This window comes from Streptomyces sp. NBC_01515 (assembly GCF_045040345.1).
Lineage (GTDB): Bacteria > Actinomycetota > Actinomycetes > Streptomycetales > Streptomycetaceae > Streptomyces.
Genome location: NZ_CP109416.1, coordinates 3,862,812 through 3,879,488, shown reverse-complemented (window position 1 = coordinate 3,879,488; position 16,677 = coordinate 3,862,812). Strand labels below are relative to the sequence as shown.

General features: G+C 69.8%; 17 protein-coding genes. 9 read left to right on the top strand and 8 right to left on the bottom strand.

All coding sequences use genetic code 11. From position 1 onward, the window contains the following. The first annotated feature begins 22 nt into the window (after nucleotides 1-22). Nucleotides 23-2,104 (top strand): DHA2 family efflux MFS transporter permease subunit, encoded by a 2,082-nt coding sequence (locus OG407_RS17140; RefSeq protein ID WP_405858989.1) that lies wholly within the window; start codon nucleotides 23-25, stop codon nucleotides 2,102-2,104. Here OG407_RS17140 and OG407_RS17135 read toward each other — a convergent pair. Further along, nucleotides 2,097-2,588 (bottom strand): GNAT family N-acetyltransferase, encoded by a 492-nt coding sequence (locus OG407_RS17135; RefSeq protein WP_405858987.1) that lies wholly within the window; start codon nucleotides 2,586-2,588, stop codon nucleotides 2,097-2,099. The genes OG407_RS17140 and OG407_RS17135 overlap by 8 nt on opposite strands. A gap of 10 nt (nucleotides 2,589-2,598) precedes the next feature. Continuing rightward, nucleotides 2,599-3,240, bottom strand: coding sequence for a dihydrofolate reductase family protein (locus OG407_RS17130; protein WP_405858985.1), 642 nt, complete (start codon nucleotides 3,238-3,240; stop codon nucleotides 2,599-2,601). 177 nt (nucleotides 3,241-3,417) lie between these two features. Between OG407_RS17130 and OG407_RS17125 the strand changes: the two genes are divergently transcribed. Continuing rightward, nucleotides 3,418-4,056, top strand: a complete 639-nt coding sequence (locus OG407_RS17125; RefSeq protein ID WP_405858983.1) for a hypothetical protein — start codon at nucleotides 3,418-3,420, stop codon at nucleotides 4,054-4,056. A gap of 5 nt (nucleotides 4,057-4,061) precedes the next feature. After that, nucleotides 4,062-4,862, top strand: coding sequence for a hypothetical protein (locus OG407_RS17120; RefSeq protein ID WP_405858981.1), 801 nt, complete (start codon nucleotides 4,062-4,064; stop codon nucleotides 4,860-4,862). A gap of 33 nt (nucleotides 4,863-4,895) precedes the next feature. On the opposite strand, the gene OG407_RS17115 is transcribed toward OG407_RS17120, so the two are convergent. Then, nucleotides 4,896-5,312, bottom strand: coding sequence for a DUF1992 domain-containing protein (locus OG407_RS17115; protein ID WP_405858979.1), 417 nt, complete (start codon nucleotides 5,310-5,312; stop codon nucleotides 4,896-4,898). Nucleotides 5,313-5,395: 83 nt separating this feature from the next. Between OG407_RS17115 and OG407_RS17110 the strand changes: the two genes are divergently transcribed. Continuing rightward, nucleotides 5,396-5,788 carry a hypothetical protein gene (locus OG407_RS17110; RefSeq protein ID WP_327404407.1) on the top strand — a complete coding sequence of 131 codons (393 nt, stop codon included), beginning with the start codon at nucleotides 5,396-5,398 and terminating at the stop codon, nucleotides 5,786-5,788. A 31-nt stretch (nucleotides 5,789-5,819) separates the two neighbouring features. Here the strand turns inward: OG407_RS17110 and OG407_RS17105 are convergent, their stop codons facing one another. Together OG407_RS17105 and OG407_RS17100 are read right to left on the bottom strand one after the other, a co-directional pair. Then, the gene (locus OG407_RS17105) at nucleotides 5,820-6,500 is read right to left on the bottom strand and encodes an O-methyltransferase (RefSeq protein WP_405858977.1); all 681 of its coding nucleotides are present in this window, start codon (nucleotides 6,498-6,500) and stop codon (nucleotides 5,820-5,822) included. Between the two features lie 56 nt (nucleotides 6,501-6,556). Next, nucleotides 6,557-7,672: a DUF2330 domain-containing protein gene (locus tag OG407_RS17100; RefSeq protein WP_405858975.1), complete on the bottom strand. Its 1,116-nt coding sequence runs from the start codon at nucleotides 7,670-7,672 to the stop codon at nucleotides 6,557-6,559. Between the two features lie 311 nt (nucleotides 7,673-7,983). Between OG407_RS17100 and OG407_RS17095 the strand changes: the two genes are divergently transcribed. Continuing rightward, entirely contained in the window at nucleotides 7,984-10,047 is a 2,064-nt protein-coding gene (locus OG407_RS17095; protein WP_405868448.1) for a bifunctional glycosyltransferase 87/phosphatase PAP2 family protein, read from the top strand. 383 nt (nucleotides 10,048-10,430) lie between these two features. On the opposite strand, the gene OG407_RS17090 is transcribed toward OG407_RS17095, so the two are convergent. Then, the gene (locus OG407_RS17090) at nucleotides 10,431-10,886 is read right to left on the bottom strand and encodes an ATP-binding protein (protein WP_405858973.1); all 456 of its coding nucleotides are present in this window, start codon (nucleotides 10,884-10,886) and stop codon (nucleotides 10,431-10,433) included. A gap of 98 nt (nucleotides 10,887-10,984) precedes the next feature. On the opposite strand from OG407_RS17090, the gene OG407_RS17085 reads away from it, so the two are divergent. Further along, nucleotides 10,985-11,848, top strand: coding sequence for a Scr1 family TA system antitoxin-like transcriptional regulator (locus OG407_RS17085; RefSeq protein WP_405858971.1), 864 nt, complete (start codon nucleotides 10,985-10,987; stop codon nucleotides 11,846-11,848). Next, complete coding sequence (locus tag OG407_RS17080) at nucleotides 11,805-12,074, top strand: DUF397 domain-containing protein (protein WP_405858969.1); 270 nt, start codon at nucleotides 11,805-11,807, stop codon at nucleotides 12,072-12,074. The genes OG407_RS17085 and OG407_RS17080 overlap by 44 nt, the downstream gene beginning before the upstream one ends. Here OG407_RS17080 and OG407_RS17075 read toward each other — a convergent pair. After that, nucleotides 12,058-12,951: an SDR family oxidoreductase gene (locus OG407_RS17075; protein WP_405858967.1), complete on the bottom strand. Its 894-nt coding sequence runs from the start codon at nucleotides 12,949-12,951 to the stop codon at nucleotides 12,058-12,060. The two genes, OG407_RS17080 and OG407_RS17075, sit on opposite strands and share 17 nt — an antisense overlap. A gap of 158 nt (nucleotides 12,952-13,109) precedes the next feature. On the opposite strand from OG407_RS17075, the gene OG407_RS17070 reads away from it, so the two are divergent. After that, a complete protein-coding gene (locus OG407_RS17070) occupies nucleotides 13,110-14,009 on the top strand; it encodes a LysR family transcriptional regulator (RefSeq protein ID WP_405858965.1) in 900 nt (299 codons plus the stop codon). Here OG407_RS17070 and OG407_RS17065 read toward each other — a convergent pair. Then, nucleotides 13,993-15,162, bottom strand: coding sequence for a steroid 3-ketoacyl-CoA thiolase (locus OG407_RS17065; protein WP_405858963.1), 1,170 nt, complete (start codon nucleotides 15,160-15,162; stop codon nucleotides 13,993-13,995). The two genes, OG407_RS17070 and OG407_RS17065, sit on opposite strands and share 17 nt — an antisense overlap. A gap of 232 nt (nucleotides 15,163-15,394) precedes the next feature. On the opposite strand from OG407_RS17065, the gene OG407_RS17060 reads away from it, so the two are divergent. Further along, nucleotides 15,395-16,630, top strand: a complete 1,236-nt coding sequence (locus tag OG407_RS17060) for a cytochrome P450 (RefSeq protein ID WP_405858961.1) — start codon at nucleotides 15,395-15,397, stop codon at nucleotides 16,628-16,630. Nucleotides 16,631-16,677: the final 47 nt, after the last annotated feature.

Here is a 16,677-nt window from a genome sequence, read left to right as displayed (position 1 = left end):
ACGAGAGCCGCAGGAGGTCTTCATGGCCGACGATGCGCACGGTATGACGGGGAATGTGCAGGACGGGCAGCCACCGGAGGGGCCCCCGCAGCGGGGCAGTTCCGCTCAGGAACACGTGTCGGGCAACGTCCTCGTCTCGATCGGGGCGCTGCTCCTGGGGCTGCTGCTCGCCGCCCTCGACCAGACCATCGTGTCGACCGCGCTGCCGACCATCGTCAGCGATCTCGGCGGGCTGGAGCACCTGTCGTGGGTGGTCACCGCGTATCTGCTCGCGTCGACCGCAGCGACCCCGCTCTGGGGCAAGCTCGGCGACCAGTACGGCCGGAAAAGGCTGTTCCAGATCGCGATCGTGATCTTTCTCATCGGGTCCGCGCTCTGCGGCGCGGCGCAGAACATGCCCCAGCTGATCGGCTTCCGCGCCCTCCAGGGACTCGGCGGCGGCGGTCTGATCGTGCTGTCGATGGCGATCGTCGGTGACGTCGTCTCGCCGCGCGAACGCGGGCGCTACCAGGGGCTGTTCGGCGCCGTCTTCGGTGCGACGAGTGTCCTCGGGCCGCTGCTCGGCGGGCTGTTCACCGAGCATCTGAGCTGGCGCTGGGTCTTCTACATCAACCTCCCCGTCGGCGTCGTCGCCCTCGCCGTCATCGCCACCGCCCTGCACATCCCGCGCAAGTCGACCCGGCACGTCATCGACTACCTCGGCACCTTCCTCATCGCCGCGGTCGCGACCTGCCTGGTCCTCGTCGCCTCGCTCGGCGGCACCACCTGGGGCTGGGGCTCGCCGCAGATCATCGGGCTCGCGGTGCTCGGCGTGGTGCTGATCGGGGCGTTCGTCGCCGTCGAGCGCCGGGCCGCCGAACCCGTCCTCCCGCTCAAACTCTTCCGCGTCCGCACCTTCACGCTCGCCGCCGTCATCAGCTTCATCGTCGGCTTCGCGATGTTCGGCGCGATGACCTATCTGCCGACCTTCCTCCAGGTCGTCCAGGGCATCACCCCGACCATGTCCGGCGTCCACATGCTGCCGATGGTGTTCGGCATGCTGATCTCGTCCACCGCCTCCGGCCAGATCGTGAGCCGCACCGGCCGCTGGAAGGTGTTCCCCATCGCGGGCACCGGCATCACCGCCCTCGGCCTGCTGCTGCTCCACCGCCTCGACGAGGGCAGTTCCACCGCCGAGATGAGCGCGTACTTCTTCGTCTTCGGGCTCGGACTCGGCCTGGTCATGCAGGTGTTGGTGCTGATCGTGCAGAACGCCGTCTCGTACGAGGATCTCGGCGTCGCCACTTCCGGCGCGACCTTCTTCCGCTCCATCGGGGCCTCGTTCGGCGTCGCCATCTTCGGCACGGTCTTCGCGAGCCGCCTGGGTGACAAGCTCACGGATGCTCTCCGGGGTACCTCACTCCCGCCCGGCGTCACCCCGGACGGCCTGGAGTCCGACCCGCGCGGAATCTCCCAACTCCCGCCCGCCGTACGCCCCGAGGCCCTCCACGCCTACGCCTCCTCCATCACCGACGTCTTCCTCTACGCCGCCCCCGTCGCCCTCGTCGGCTTCGTCCTGGCGTGGTTCCTCAAGGAGGACAAGCTGCGCGGCTCGGTCACGGCACCGGATGTCACCGAGACCCTCGCCAGCAACCCCGTCCAGCGGTCCTCCTACGACGAGGTCTGCCGCGCGCTGTCCGTGCTCGGCACGCGGGAAGGGCGCCGCGAGATCTACAAGACGATCACTGCGAAAGCGGGCTACGACCTTCAGCCGGCGGCGAGTTGGCTGCTGCTGCGCATCAAGCGGGACGGCTGGGCGGAACCGGGTGTGCTCGCCGAGCGCAGCTCCGTGCCGCTGCCCGTCATCCTCGCCGCCGTCCGCCAGATCGAGGGCCGCCGCCTCGCCGTACGGGAGGGCCTCGACCTCCGACTGACCGACGAGGGACGGGAAGTGGCCGAGAAGCTGTCCCAGGCCCGTGAGGAGTCCCTCGCGGAGACCCTGGGGGACTGGTGGGGGCCGGACCGGCCCACCGATCTGATCCAACTGGTGAAGGAACTCAACGGCGAGCTGTGCGGGTCGGACAGCGAGCAGCCGCACAACGGGACGGCTGCGAAGCTCAGTTGAGGCTCTTGCGGAACCAGTGCTCCGCGTACCGGTCGTCGTTGTGCCGCTCGGTCTCCTCGTAGCCGAGCCGGGCGTACAGGGCGCGGGCCTCCACCAGGTCGTTCCGGGTGTCGAGGACCATCACCTTGGCGCCCAGCCCGCGGGCGGCGTCCTCGGCGGCCGTGACGAGCCTCGGGGCGCCGCCCCGGCCGCGCATCCCCTCGTGGACGAAGACCCTCGTCAGCTCGGCGGTCGTCGCGTCGAGGAGTCGTACGCCCGCCGATCCGGCTGCCGCACCCTCGTACCACCCCACCAGCAACTGGCCGCCGGGTGGGGCGAGTTCGGAGCCGGTCGGGGCGGCGATCTCCCGCTCCAGCTCGGCGGGATCCGTCCGACGGTTCTCGTGCAGCAGGTACCAGCGGTCGCTGACCTCGGTGTAGTACGCCCGCCAGAGCGCGGCGGCGACGGGGGAGTCGTAGGGTTCCGGGGCGATCGTCCAGGTCATGCGGCCATTGTCAGGAGCCGGTGGGGGTGCGGCGCAACCGGATATGGGTCACCTCGGGGGAGTCCAGGACCTGGGTCTTCCTCCACTCGATGTGCGCGTCGCCCACGTTGTCGAACAGGCGGCGCCCGCCGCACGCGAGGACCGGCACGACGTGCAGGAGGAGTTCGTCCAACCACCCGGCGCGGATGAACTGCTGGACCAGATCGGCGCCGCCCGCCAGGGAGACGTCCTTGCCGCCGGCCGCCTCGCGGGCCAGCTCCAGTGCGCGGCCGGGGCCTTCGGTGACGAAGTGGTAGGTCGTGCCGCCCTTCTTCACCACCGACTCGCGCGGCTGGTGCGTGACGACGAACACCGGGGCGTGGAACGGCGGTTCGTCGCCCCACGGGATCTCCCCGGTGACGAACATCCCGTGCCCCATGACCACCGGCCCCAGCCGCTCGATCCACTCGGCGAGCAACTCGTCGTCCGGGCCGCCCGCCCCGCCCTCCCATCCCTGCATCCGGCGAAAGCTCCGCAGCCCGAACACCCACGCGTGCAGCCGCTCCCCGCCGATACCCAGCGGATGCTCCCGCCCCGACTCCGGCCCCGCGATGTACCCGTCCAGCGACACGGCCAGCCGTGCGACTACCTCACCCATGACTACCTCACCCATGACTACCTCCTCGATCGGTCCTTACCCGTGCGTCGAACGGGGCGGGGCGGGATCGACACACCGGCACCACGAATTCCGCCGAGGTGTGGCCGTCGTTTGAAGAGGGCCTTTACGGCAACCCGGTAGAGGAACCGACCGACTACGAGAGCCGGTTGGCCAAGAACCCGGAAGGCACTCATGTCCACAGGCGTGATCATCGTTTTGATCGTGATCGTGGTCGGCGTGGTCGCTGCCGCGGCCGCCCTGGCGCTGCGTGCCCGAGGCGCGACCGGCGGCTCGGGCCTGAAGCGCCGCTTCGGGCCGGAGTACGACCGGACCGTTGCCCGGCACGACGGCGACGCGAAGGCCGCCGAGCAGGAGCTCGGCGCGCGCGTCCAGGAGCACGGTTCGCTGCAGGAGCAGCCGCTGGAGCCCGCGGCCCGTGAGCAGTACCAGGCCCGTTGGGCCTCCGCCCAGGAGCTCTTCGTCGACTCGCCCCGCCAGGCCATGTCCGACGTGGACCAGCTGCTCGGCGAGGTCGCCGGGGCCCGGGGCTTCCCCGACGTCCAGGAGTACGAGAAGCAGTTCGACGCGCTGTCCGTGCACCACGCGGACCACGTCCACGGCTACCGGCGCGTGCACCGCGTCGTCACCGCGCGGACGAACGGCACACCGGAGAGCCAGGCCGGTACCGAGGAGATGCGTGAGGCCATGCTCGAAGCCCGCGCCCTCTTCGACGACCTGGTGAGCGACGACAGCCGTAACGGCAACGGCCACGGGCGCGGCGGCCGCCACTCGATCGGCTCATTCAACAAGCAGGCACTGAAGGGGAGTTGAGCTATATGTCCGACGCGATACGGCCGACCGGCGACAACAAGGACGCGAGCACGAGCACGAACGCGGAGCGCGCCGACCGCAAGGAAACCGACAGGACCGACAGGACCGACAGGACCATGGACAAGACCGCCGAACAGCGGGATGCCGAGAAGGCGTCGCGTGAGTCCGGTACCGCGACCGGGTCCGGCACCAAGCCGTTCGGCAGCAGGACCGGCGACGACAAGTCCACCGACGGCCGGACCACCGACGACAAGTCGGCACCGCGAGGCTCCGAGAAGGTGACGCCGCTCGGGTCGTCCGAGAGGACGCCGACCGCATCGACTCCGACGACGACGTCGACGTCACCGACGACCTCGTCGCGTGAAACCGACCGGGCGATCCCGAGCCCGCGCACCGGCGACACGACCGGCACCGAGCGCTCCGACCGCACGGACCGCCCCGTCCATGCCCCCGAGCCCGCCCCCGCCGTCAGTACCGGTGCCGCCTCGGGCAATGGCAACGGACGGCGTGTCCCGCAGGACGCCGAGAACGGCAGCCTGCTGGCGCACGACGAGAGCGACAAGTTCAGCCTGCGGCTGCAGCACGCGGTCACCGGGTTCGTCGACGAGCCCCGGTCCGCCGTCGAGGAGGCCGACCACGTACTGGAAGAGGTCGCCGCCCGCTTCACGGAGGCCGTCACCAAGCGCCGCGCCACCCTGCACGGCTCCTGGGAGTCCAAGGGCACCGACGGCTCGGACGACACCGAGCAACTCCGCCTGGCCCTGCGGGACTACCGCGAGCTGACGGAGCGGCTTCTCCACATGTGATCGCTACACATGTGACCGGCCGAGGCCGCCAGTTCAGCCCTGCCCGTCAACCGCCCGGCGCTCCCGCCACTCCCGCGCGACTTCTTCGACGTCGTACGGCTTCATTCCCAGCGGGGGGCCGGGCGGCGGCTTGAACATCATCTCGCGGATCTTCACGTTGACTTCGGTGATGATCCGCCGTGCGATCCGCTCCGAAGAGGCCGAGTACGCCGCAGCAAGGGCGTCCTCGGCCTCTTTGCGCAGGGCCAGCGTCGGCGGCAGCACGGAGATGCCCTCGCGGGCCATCTTCTGCTTGATCCACCACAGTTCGTCGTACGTCGTATCGGCGCCGGACGGCAACGGCTTGCCCGCGCCCGGTAGTTGGGCGAACTCTCCGGCCCGCTCGGCGTCCCGGATCTGCTTGTCGACCCAGGACTCGAAGGACACACCCGGTGGCTTTCGCTCGGTCATGACTTCAATTGTGCCGGACGCGGTGGCGCCGGGCGATTTATCATGCGCCCGCTGCTGTAAGGACACTTCATAGGGGAGCGCACGTGCTCGAACTCACCATGGCCTCGGTCTCCGGGACGGACGAGGGCGCCACGGCCGGCATGCTGATGGCCGACGCGCCCAGTGACCCGGGCGCGGTGCTGCGGGTGGGCCGCGACGAGACGGTGTGCCGGCTGGTGACACCGGACGACTGGCTGTTCATCTCACGGGTCCATCTGGAGTTCCTGTGCGGACCCGAGGGCATCTGGCAGGTGAGCTGGCTGAGAGGCTCCCAGCCCGACCCGTCCTCCGAAGTACGCCTGATCGTCGGCGAGTACGCCCAGACCGTCGGCTACGGCGGCAGCGTGCCGTTGCCGCGCGGCGGGAGCGGCGAGATCGTCATCCAGGACCGCACCGGGCCGCGCAGCGTCAACGTCGGCTTCTATCACGAGGGTTGAGAACCCGGGAGGGCCGGGAGGGTCGGGAGGGTTAGGCCAGCACCCGCGCCAGCGCGAAACCGTCGTAGCCCTTCTTGCCCACCGTCTGGATCGCCGTACCCGACAGGCGCGCGTGCGAGCCGATCAACTCGATCGCGGTGCGCGTGCCTTGGACGTCCGGTGACGTGTTGTCCGCGTCGGCCACCCGGCCGCCGCGGACCACGTTGTCGATGATGATCAGGCTGCCGGGGCGGGTGAGCTTGAGGGCCCACTCCACGTAGTGCGGGTTGTTGGACTTGTCGGCGTCGATGAAGACCAGGTCGAAGGGGGCCGGGTTCTCGGCGGTCTCGTCGGCGAGTGCGGCCAGGGACTCCAGGGCCGGGCCCACCCGTACCTCGACGATCTTGTCGAGGCCCGCGCGGGCGAGGTTGCGGGTGGCGACCTCGGCGTGCTTCGGGCTGTACTCCAGGGAGATCAGCCGGCCGTCGGCGGGCAGCGCGCGGGCCAGCCAGATCGTGCTGTAGCCGCCGAGCGTGCCGATCTCCAGGATGCGCGAGGCGCCCTGGATCTGGGCCAGGAGGTGCAGCAGCTTGCCCTCGGTGGCGGACACCGCGATCTGGGGGAGGCCGCCGGCCTCGCTGTCGCGCAGGGTCGCCTCCAACACCTCGTCGTCCGGGGCGAGTTGGCTGATGAAGTAGTCGTCCACGTCGTTCCACACCTGCGACTCGCTCATGTGCTCGTGCCTTTCGTGTGTCCGGTGAGTTGTGCTTACCCCGATGAGCAGCATCGTCAATTGCCCGGCGGCGCGCGCGTCGGCGGCGGTGGAAACGCCGGTGGCGGCGGGATCTCCGGCCGCCGCGTCCGCCGGGACCGCCGTACGGCCAGCAGGACGCCGGTCGTCGTGAGCAGCGCGAGGCCCCCGCCGATCGTCAGCAGCCACGCCGGGACGCCCGCGACCTTGCTCAGCCGGTCCTCGTAGATCACCTGCTGGAACGTGGTGTCCGTCGCCGTGCGGCGCAGCAGGTGGTCGCCGGTGATGCGGGACGGGTCGGGGAACTCCTGGTTCACGGCGGTCAGGAACGGGGTGCCCTTGGCGAGGGCGGCCAGCGGGCCGGAGGTGGCGGTGACGCGGCCGGCGTAGGCGACCTGCGGCTGCGAGCCGCCGATCGTGCTGCTCAGTTTCATGCGGTGCGCGGCGAAGATGTACAGGCCGAGCGACTGCGGGGTGCCGGCCAGGCGGGACAGGCGCATCGGGTAGACGGGGGACTCGGCGGCGAAGGTGAGGTGCAGGGGGTCGAGGGCGCCGTTCAGGGCCGTGCCGGCGGTCGCGGGGGCGAGGCGGATCGCGACGTACTCCCAGCGCTGGTCGACGTACGGCTGAAGGGCCTGGTCAAGGCGGGACGGCAGGACGAACCCGTTCGTGTGCAACCAGTCGCCGAGTGCGTCCGGGTCGGTGGCCGTCAGCCGGGCCACGTCGAACGGGCCGAGCCGCTCACGGCCGACCACGCCCACTCCGGGAGGCGGTACGGCGCCGCGCGGGGGGCCGCCGCCGGGGCCGCCGGAGACGAGCGGCCAGTCGCCGTCCTGGGGCCAGAAGTGATGGCGGGTGCGGTGCGCGGGCGCGGTGAGCGTGTCCAGCGCGTCGAAGAGCGCGGGGTCGGCGAGCGTGGCCGTCGCCCGGTGCGGCACCGGCATGATCCAGGCGGCCCGGCGCGCGTCCCCGGAGACGGTGAGCCGCATCACGATCTGCTCCTGGCGCCCGTCCCAGCGCACCACCGACGCCTCGCGTCCCACCGCGACCTGCTGCGAACCGCCCGGCACCAGGGCGCCGCAGCCGCATGCCCAGGCCGGGGACACCAGCGAGCCGAGCTGCAGGGCGAACAGCGCCAGGACGACGGCCGTCACACGCGCGCGTGCCCGCCCCCGCCGCTGCCTCCGCGAGGACCTCAGTAGTGACCCACGCGGCGAAACGATCAGTAAACCGATCATGTCCACAAGCTATCGGGCCGTCGGGCCGGTCGGAAGCGCGTAGTTATTTGCCGTGTCCAGGCAACCGGGGGCCGACTATCGTCATCCGGACAAAAGGAGGGCGGACGTCAGGTGAAGGGGGGGTTGCCTGCGTCTCTCCCGCAGGGGGTGCGAACCTCATAGGGTTCCCAGAGGGAACAACCGCGCGCGTGATCGCGTGGGACGAGCGGGGCGGAGGCCTACGAGGCGTGGCGAACGTGGAGCACAGCGGGCGACCGGCGGGAGCCGCGGGAGCATTCGGGTCGAGTGCGGCCCAGACGGCCAGGGCACGGCTGCGCGTGGCGCGCCTGGGTCTGTGGCTGGTCGCCGCGGTCCTCGCCGTACGGCAGGTGGCCGTGGTCCTCAGCACCCCGCAGGGGGACCGGCTGACCGACCTGGAGACCTGGGTCGGACCGAACGGCGTCCTTCATGTGAAGGGCTCGCTGTACGACTCGACGCAGTTCACCGGCACGCCCTTCGGCGGGCTCGTCCTCAAACCGCTCACCCGGGCCGCGGAACAAGCCCTCGGCTGGGGCTGGACCTTCGGCACCCTGCTGCTGGTCGTCGCGCTCGGCCTGGTCGTCTCCCGCGCCCTGCCGAAGCCCGTGACCCGCCGTGCCTCGCTGCTGGCCGCGCCCGTCGCGATCAGCCTGCTCATGCTGTCGCTGCCGGTGCGCAACACGCTCTGGCTCGGCCAGACCAGCATCATCCCGGTCCTGCTCGTACTGCTCGGCTGCTTCACCGTGCGCGGCGAGCGGGCCGGCGGGGTGCTGATCGGTCTCGCCGCCGCGCTCCAGCCGACGGTGCTGCTGTTCGCGCCGCTGCTGTGGTTCACCGGCCGGCGCCGGGCCGCGATCACCTCCGTGCTGACGTTCGCCGCGAGCGTGGCGATCGCGTGGGCGGCGATGCCGCACGACTCGTACACCTACTGGGTGCACCACATGGCCGGCGCGGGTCTCGGCGGCGCGGCGGACGGCCTCGGCAACCAGTCGCTGCATGGCGCGCTGCTGCGGCTCGGCCTCACCGGCCCGCTGGAGATCGGCGTCTTCCTGGCGCTCGGCGCGGCCGTCACGTACCTGGGCCTGCGCCGGGCCGTGCGGTACGCGCGCGACGGGCAGTTGCTGCTCGCGGTCGCGGTCACCGGCTGCGCGGCGATCGCCGTGTCGCCGACGACCTGGCAGCACCAGCTGCTGTGGGTGCTGCTCGCGGTGGTCGGCCGGGTCGGCAAGCGGGCCTCGGACCGGTACGTGTGGCCGGTGGCCGTGATCCTCGTGGTCACGCTGCCCGCGAAGATGATGCTGCCGAACATGGCGGCCGTCTATCCGTTGCGTGACAACGTCGTCCTGCTCATGGCGCTCGCCGCCGCGACCGTCGTGCCGTTCCTGTCCCGTACGTCGGAGTACTACCGGCGGCCGATCCCCACCGAGTACGCCGAGCCGGTCCCCACGCGCTGGAAGCACGTCCCGCTGATCCCGCAGCTGCGCCGCGTCCTGACCCGTCCGAACCTCCTCCTCGAACTCCTCCTGATCCGCGTCACCTACGCCGCCTACCAGCAGGTCCGCCTCGCGGCGACCGGCGGCACCAATTCCGGTGGCCGGGCCACGGCGGAACACCACGGCCACGAGATCCTCTCGATCGAGCGCTTCCTGCACATCGATGTCGAGCACGCGGTCAACCACTGGGTCGTGAAGGTCGACTTCCTGAAGGACTTCTTCAACTTCTACTACGAGTCCTTCCACTTCGTGGTGCCGCTGACGGTGATGGCTGTCCTGTACTGGCGTCGGCCGGTCGACTACCGGTGGGCTCGTTCGGCGCTGGGTTTCGCCACGTTGCTGGCCCTGGTCGGCTTCTGGCTCTACCCGCTGGCCCCGCCCCGCCTGCTTCCCGGCCTCGGCATCATCGACACGGTCCACGGCGTCCAGGACTTCTCCAAGCCGGACTACGGCACTCTCACCGCTCTCACCAACCAGTACGCGGCGATGCCCTCGCTGCACTTCGGCTGGTCGTTGTGGTGCGGGGTGGTCATCTTCGCTCTCGCGCCCAAGTGGTGGATGAAGGCGCTGGGTCTGCTGCATCCCTTCTTCACCGTCTCGGCGATCGTCGCGACCGGCAATCACTGGGTGCTGGACGCGGCGGGTGGTGCGGCGGTCGTCGCCGGGGGCTTCGGTCTGGCGTACGTCTTCCAGGGGCCGCGGGCGCGGTCGCTGCGGCCGCCGAAACCCCTTGAGATCAACGCCGAGCCGGTCAACGCCGGTGATGTGCAGCGCCTTTAAGGGACGCGGGGAACTGCGCGACCAGCCCCCACCGGGCCGCAGTGAAGAACCGGCCTCGTCAGAAGTGGACGTTGGGCCGCCCGCTTCTTGGCCAGTGTCGGGCTTCCGCGGCCCGAGTAAAGGGCGCTCCCTGCGGTCGCGTCGCCTTCGGCGATGGCCCTGCGGGCCACCCTTGACTAGGGCCGCTCCAGCCCGTTGGAGAAGCGAGCGAGCGGCCCTGAGGAACGGGGGCCCAGGTGGGGAGCCCGTCGGGTGGGCTGCGTCGTGGGCCGGGGTGAGGAGGCGCGCTCGCGCCTCGCCAGCACGCCGCCTCGGCTCAGCGGCCAACCCCGGGTGGGTGGTTGCTGGAAGCTGGGGGTAAATCTAACCAGTGTCATGGGCTGTTACTGGTTAGAAATGACCCCGGCTTGGAGGGGTGGGGTGCGCCAGCATTCGAACCACACCGCCTTTCCCCCTCCGGAAGCCCGTGTCACCCCCCACTTGTCCGTCATCGCGTCCAGGATCACGAGCCCGCGTCCGTTCTCCGACTCGGCGTCGAAGTCGGTGTGCAGGTCCGGGAGTTGGGAGGAACTGTCGCTCACCTCGACCCGTACGCCGGTCGTCTGACGCAGCAACAGCAGTCCGCAGCGCCGGTCCGGAACATGCCGTACGACATTGGCGACCAGCTCCGTCACGGCGAGTTCGACGGCGTCGGACAGCTCCGGCATGCCCCATTCCAGGAGGAACGAGCGGACGATACGGCGGATGTGCCGGGCCGAGTGTTCACCCACGGTGAGGTGCATGACGTACTGCTGGCGGTGGGGAACGGCCAGCATGGCGGGGGGAATTGGTTCGTTCACGCTACGAGACTGGCGCCCCGTCGCTACCCTCGGCAATGGCATGAATACAACCCGTTTACGGGTGCGCATTGTCGGGAGACGGAGACAGGGGGCTTCGCGTGCACATCGCTACGCTTGATCCAGGGGCGTCGCCGCTGGACTACTACGGCTACGAGTTGCGCCGCTATCGGGAAGCGGCCGGTCTCACACAGCGGCAGCTCGGCGTCATCATCAACTACACCGGGTCACTGATCGGCCAGATCGAGACGGCGAAGAAGCTCCCCACGCTGGAGTTCAGCAGGCAGGTCGACGCCGCCCTCAACACCGGTGGGCTCCTGACCCGGTTGCTCGACCTGGTGCTGCGCAGTCAACTCCCCGCCTGGTTCCGGGAGGTGGGTGAGCTGGAGGCGCGGGCCGTCGAGATCTGCTCCTTCGAGGCGCACATGATCCTCGGTCTCCTCCAGACCGAGGAGTACGCCCGCGCCGTGCTCGGCACGCTGGACGAGACGAAGCTGGACGACCGGACCGCCGTACGAATGTCTCGTCAGCGCATCTTGGAGAAGGAGAATCCGCCGGTCTTCTGGGCGATCCTGAGCGAGGCCGCGCTGTATCTGGAGATCGGCGGCCGGAAGACCATGAGAAACCAACTGGCCCGCCTGTTGAGCTATGAGAACAATCCTCGGGTCAACATCCAGATCCTGCCGTTCTCGGCGGGAGCGCACGCGGGGCTGCAAGGCTCGTACGACCTCTACCGCTTCCCCAGCGACCCGACCATCGTCTACACCGAGGGCTACGGAAGCGGGAATCCGACCGCCAACCCAGACACCGTCAACGACTGTTCGCTCCGTTACGATCATCTCCAGGCCGCCGCCCTCTCCCTCAGGGATTCGGCGGAGCTGATCCGGCGCGTGATGGAGGAACGTTATGGGGAACAACGCGATGCCGAAGGCGACTCAGTGGCGCAAGTCCAGCTACAGCGGTGACCAGGGCGGGCAGTGCGTCGAGTGCGCGCCGCTCGGTCCGCTCGCCTGGCGCAAGTCCTCGTACAGCAGTGACCAGGGCGGGCAGTGCGTAGAGATCGCTGAATTCCCCTGCCCCACCTCCTCCCTCGCTGTCCGCGACTCCAAGACCCCGGCGGGGCCGATCCTCACCCTCGGCCCCGCTGCGTTCACGAGCTTCGTCAACTGGTCTGCTACGACGGCTGGTTGACCTCGAAGTAGTAGTCGTTGTCGAGGTCGGCGAGCAGGCCGATCCGGGTCGGGGTCCAGCCGAACCGCTCCCGGGTGACCGTGCTCGTGCCCACGAGGTCGGATGTGTAGAAGTGGCCCAGCCAGCCGAAGTGGGCGCCGGCCTCCTCGACCGGCACGCTCTTCACCGGTAGGTCCAGCCGCTTGCCGATGACCTCGGCGATCTCCCGTACGGGGACGCCCTCGTCGTCGACCGCGTGCAGGACCGTGCCCGCGGGGGCGTTCTCCAGGGCCAGCCGGAAGAGGACCGCCGCGTCGTCGCGGTGGACGGCGGCCCAGGCGTTCGTGCCGTCGCCGGGGTAGGCGGAGACGCCCTTGGTGCGGGCGATCTCGATCACGCCGGGGACGAAGGCGTGATCGCCCTCGCCGTGCACCTGGGGAAGTCGGATGACCGAGGAACGGACGCCTCGTGCCGCCGCCGTCAGGGTCGTCACCTCGGCCGGGAGGCGGACCAGGTCGGGGCGGGCGGTGGGGTCGGGTACGTCGTCCTCGGTGCGGCCGTGGCTCATCACGGAGCTGATGACGAGGGGACGGTCCGAACCGGTGAGGGTCTCGGTGAGGGTCCTCACCGCGCTCAGGTCGATCGCCACGCAGGCGGCGTAGTTCGAGAAGTCGTGGATGAAACCGGTGTGGATCACACCGTCGGACGCTGCCGCGCCCGCGCGGAGGGCGTCGAGGTCCTCCAGCGAACCCCGGTGCACCTCCGCCCCGGTCGCGGCGAGCCGTTCGGCCGACGCGTCGGAACGCGCCAGGCCCAGCACTTGGTGGCCGTTGTCGAGCAGTTCGCGGACGACCGCGCTGCCCACGAATCCGGTCGCTCCGGTGACGAAAACACGCATGACGAAATCACCCTGATCCAATAAGTCGGGTCGGAAGAATTGGTGTGCCTTCAGCCTGCGCCCGGCGCACCCCGTCCGTCCAAGACCGACTCCGGAAGACGTGATTCATTTCCGGTATCAGTGCAGCTCGCGCGGTTGTGCCGTCGTACAGTCGAGGTATGAGTGACCTGGATCTGCGGCTGGTGCGCTGTTTCACCGTCGTCGCCGAGGAACTGCACTTCGGGCGGGCTGCGGTCGTGCTGCATCTCGCGCAGCCGTCCCTCAGTCGTCATGTCCGGCGCTTGGAGGGCGAGTTGGGCGTGCGGCTCTTCGACCGGACCGCGCAGGGCACTCAACTCACCGAAGCGGGGCGGGCGTTCCTGCCCCGGGCCCAGGCGCTGTTGCGGTCGGCGGCGGAGGCTGCGGCTGTGGTGCGGGAGGTCGGGCAGCCCAGCCGGGTCGTCGTCGGGTTCATGACCGGGCTCATCATCACCCCGGCGGTGCGTGCGCTGCGTGCCGGGCACCCGGAGGCAGACGTGCACAGCCGTTTTCTCGGCTGGGGCGAGCTGCCGTCCGCTCTGCTGGAGCACCGGGTCGACGTGGTGGTGGGCCGATTCCCGTTCGCCACCGAGGGGTTGAGCGTCAGTGTCCTCTGCGAGGAGCCCCGCGTGCTGCTGATGCCGGTCGGTCACCGGCTGGCCGGCAAGGAGCGCGTCAGCATCGACGACATCGCCGACGAGCCCGTACCCCGGTTCCCCGACGAGGAGTTCAACGCGTTCTGGCGCGTCGACCCCCGCCCGGACGGCCGGCCCGCGCCTGACGGGCCGTTCGTCCGGGAGTTGGAGGACAAGCTCGAAGCCATCGCGGCGGGCGAGGCGGTGGCGATCGTTCCGGCGGGCGCCGTCAGAAAGGGCCTGCGGCTCGATCTGACGACGGTCCCGATCGACGGCGTGGCCCCGGTCCCGGTCGTGCTGGCCGTTCGCGCGGGCGAGGAGGGCCGCCCACTCCTCGCGGCCTTCCGCGCCTGCGCCGAGGAGCACCTGCACCCCGCCAACTGGCTTGCTACAGACGCTGGATGATCGTGCCGGTTGCCAGCGCCCCGCCCGCGCACATCGTGATCAGTGCGAACTCCTTGTCGGAGCGCTCCAGTTCGTGAAGGGCCGTGGTGATGAGCCGTGCGCCCGTCGCGCCGACCGGATGGCCGAGGGCGATCGCACCGCCGTTCACGTTGACCTTCTCCAGGTCCTGTTCGAAGACCTGCGCCCAGCTCAACACCACTGACGCGAACGCCTCGTTGATCTCGACGATGTCGATGTCCTTGAGCGTCATGCCCGCCTTGCCGAGCACCGCACGTGTCGCGTCGATCGGGCCGTCGAGGTGGAAGTGGGGATCCGATCCAACCAGCGCCTGGGCTACGATCCGTGCCCTCGGCCTGAGCTTCAGCGCCCGCGCCATCCGCTTCGACGCCCACATGATCGCGGACGCTCCGTCGCTGATCTGCGAGGAGTTGCCCGCCGTGTGCACGGCAGTCGGCATGACCGGCTTCAGCCGCGCCAGTGCCTCCATCGACGTGTCGCGCAGGCCCTCGTCCCGGTCGACGAGCCGCCACATGCCGTGCCCGGCGCGCTGTTCGTCCTCCGTCGTCGGTACCTGGACGGCGAACGTCTCCTTCTTGAAGCGCTCCTCGGACCAGGCGATGGCCGCCCGCTCCTGCGAGATCAGGCCGAGCGAGTCGACGTTCTCGCGGGTCAACCGCCTGTTGCGGGCGATGCGTTCGGCGGCCTCGAACTGGTTGGGCAGGTCCACGTTCCACTCGTCCGGGAACGGCTTCCCGGGTCCGTGCTTCGACCCCGACCCCAGCGGCACCCGTGACATCGCCTCGACGCCACAGCTGATCCCGACGTCGATGACGCCCGCCGCGATCATGTTGGCCGTCATGTGCGAGGCCTGCTGCGAGGAGCCGCACTGACAGTCGACCGTGGTCGCCGCCGTCTCGTACGGCAGCCCCATGGCCAGCCAGGCGTTGCGTGCGGGGTTCATGGACTGTTCGCCGGCGTGGGTCACCGTGCCGCCGACGACCTGCTCGACGCAGTCGGCGTGAATGCCGGTGCGGCCGAGGAGTTCACGGTAGGTCTCGCCCAGGAGATAGGCGGGGTGCAGGTTGGCGAGTGCTCCGCCGCGCCTGCCGATGGGGGTGCGTACGGCTTCCACGATGACGGGTTCCGCGACCATGGGACACGTCCTCTCCTCGTACACCGCGCGGCGCGGGCGTCCCGGCCACCCGCCACGCAGAACTAGTACGCGTTCTAGTTCTGTGTGCAGTCTGCTGACAGGCCGTCCACAACCGCAAGGGTCGTGCAGGGAATTCGGGTTGCCGTGCCTCTTGCGACTTGTAGAACCCGTTATTACCTTCACGGGCATTCCCATGTTCCTGATGGACCGTCAGAAACCGGCTGGAGTGCCCATGCCCTGTCCAGCTCTCCCCGACGGGTTCGACTTCACCGACCCGGACCTGCTCCACCACCGCGTCCCGCTACCGGAGTTCGCCGAACTGCGCGCGGCCGAGCCGGTGCGCTGGATACCGCAGCCCCTCAACATCGCGGGGTTCCAGGACGAGGGCTACTGGGCCGTGACCCGGCACGCCGACGTCCGGTACGTCTCCACCCACCCGGAGATCTTCTCCTCGACCCTCAACACGGCGATCATCCGCTTCGGCGAGCACATGACGCGCGAGTCGATCGACGTCCAGCGGCTGATCCTGCTCAACATGGACCCGCCCGAGCACACCCGTGTCCGCCAGATCGTCCAACGCGGCTTCACACCAAGGGCGATCCGCGCGTTGGAGGAACGCCTGCGCGACCGGGCCCACTCGATCGTGGCGGGCGCCCGCGCCCACTCCGGCCCCTTCGACTTCGTCACCGAGGTCGCCTGCGAACTGCCCCTCCAGGCCATCGCCGAACTCATCGGCATCCCGCAGGAGGACCGCGTCAAGATCTTCGAGTGGTCCAACAAGATGATCGCGTACGACGATCCCGAGTACGCCATCACGGAGCAGGTCGGCGCCGAGTCCGCCGCCGAACTCATCGCCTACGCCATGGGCATGGCCGCCGAGCGGAAGCAGTGCCCGGCCCATGACATCGTCAGCACCCTGGTCGCCGCCGAGGACGAGGGCAACCTGAACTCCGACGAGTTCGGCTTCTTCGTGCTGATGCTCTCGGTCGCCGGCAACGAGACGACCCGCAACGCCATCACCCACGGCATGCACGCGTTCCTCACCCACCCCGAGCAGTGGGAGCTGTACAAGCGGGAGCGCCCGTCGACCGCCGCCGAGGAGATCGTCCGCTGGGCCACCCCGGTCAACGCCTTCCAGCGCACGGCGACCCAGGACACCGAGCTGGGCGGCAAGTCGATCAGGAAGGGCGACCGCGTCGGCATCTTCTACGCCTCCGCCAACCACGACCCCGAAGTCTTCGAGAACCCGGACCGGTTCGACGTCATGCGCGACCCGAACCCGCACCTGGGCTTCGGCGGCGGAGGCCCGCACTACTGCCTCGGCAAGTCCCTCGCGGTCCTGGAGATCGACCTGATCTTCAACGCGATCGCGGACGCGATGCCCGGCCTGACGCTGACGGGCGACCCGCGCCGGCTGCGCTCCGCATGGATCAACGGCGTCAAAGAGCTTCAGGTGACCGCCGGTTGAGAAACTCGGGCCGGCGGCATCCCGGCGCCGCCGGCCCGTCCTCGATC

Excerpts from the sequence above, each read along its gene's own strand:
- OG407_RS17115 (WP_405858979.1), bottom strand. The coding sequence starts at position 5,312 with ATGACCGAGCGAAAGCCACCGGGTGTGTCCTTCGAGTCCTGGGTCGAC.
- OG407_RS17120 (WP_405858981.1), top strand. The coding sequence starts at position 4,062 with ATGTCCGACGCGATACGGCCGACCGGCGACAACAAGGACGCGAGCACG.
- OG407_RS17080 (WP_405858969.1), top strand. The coding sequence starts at position 11,805 with ATGCCGAAGGCGACTCAGTGGCGCAAGTCCAGCTACAGCGGTGACCAG.
- OG407_RS17140 (WP_405858989.1), top strand. The coding sequence starts at position 23 with ATGGCCGACGATGCGCACGGTATGACGGGGAATGTGCAGGACGGGCAG.
- OG407_RS17125 (WP_405858983.1), top strand. The coding sequence starts at position 3,418 with ATGTCCACAGGCGTGATCATCGTTTTGATCGTGATCGTGGTCGGCGTG.
- OG407_RS17060 (WP_405858961.1), top strand. The coding sequence starts at position 15,395 with ATGCCCTGTCCAGCTCTCCCCGACGGGTTCGACTTCACCGACCCGGAC.
- OG407_RS17130 (WP_405858985.1), bottom strand. The coding sequence starts at position 3,240 with ATGGGTGAGGTAGTCATGGGTGAGGTAGTCGCACGGCTGGCCGTGTCG.
- OG407_RS17075 (WP_405858967.1), bottom strand. The coding sequence starts at position 12,951 with ATGCGTGTTTTCGTCACCGGAGCGACCGGATTCGTGGGCAGCGCGGTC.
- OG407_RS17065 (WP_405858963.1), bottom strand. The coding sequence starts at position 15,162 with ATGGTCGCGGAACCCGTCATCGTGGAAGCCGTACGCACCCCCATCGGC.
- OG407_RS17070 (WP_405858965.1), top strand. The coding sequence starts at position 13,110 with ATGAGTGACCTGGATCTGCGGCTGGTGCGCTGTTTCACCGTCGTCGCC.
- OG407_RS17135 (WP_405858987.1), bottom strand. The coding sequence starts at position 2,588 with ATGACCTGGACGATCGCCCCGGAACCCTACGACTCCCCCGTCGCCGCC.
- OG407_RS17105 (WP_405858977.1), bottom strand. The coding sequence starts at position 6,500 with ATGAGCGAGTCGCAGGTGTGGAACGACGTGGACGACTACTTCATCAGC.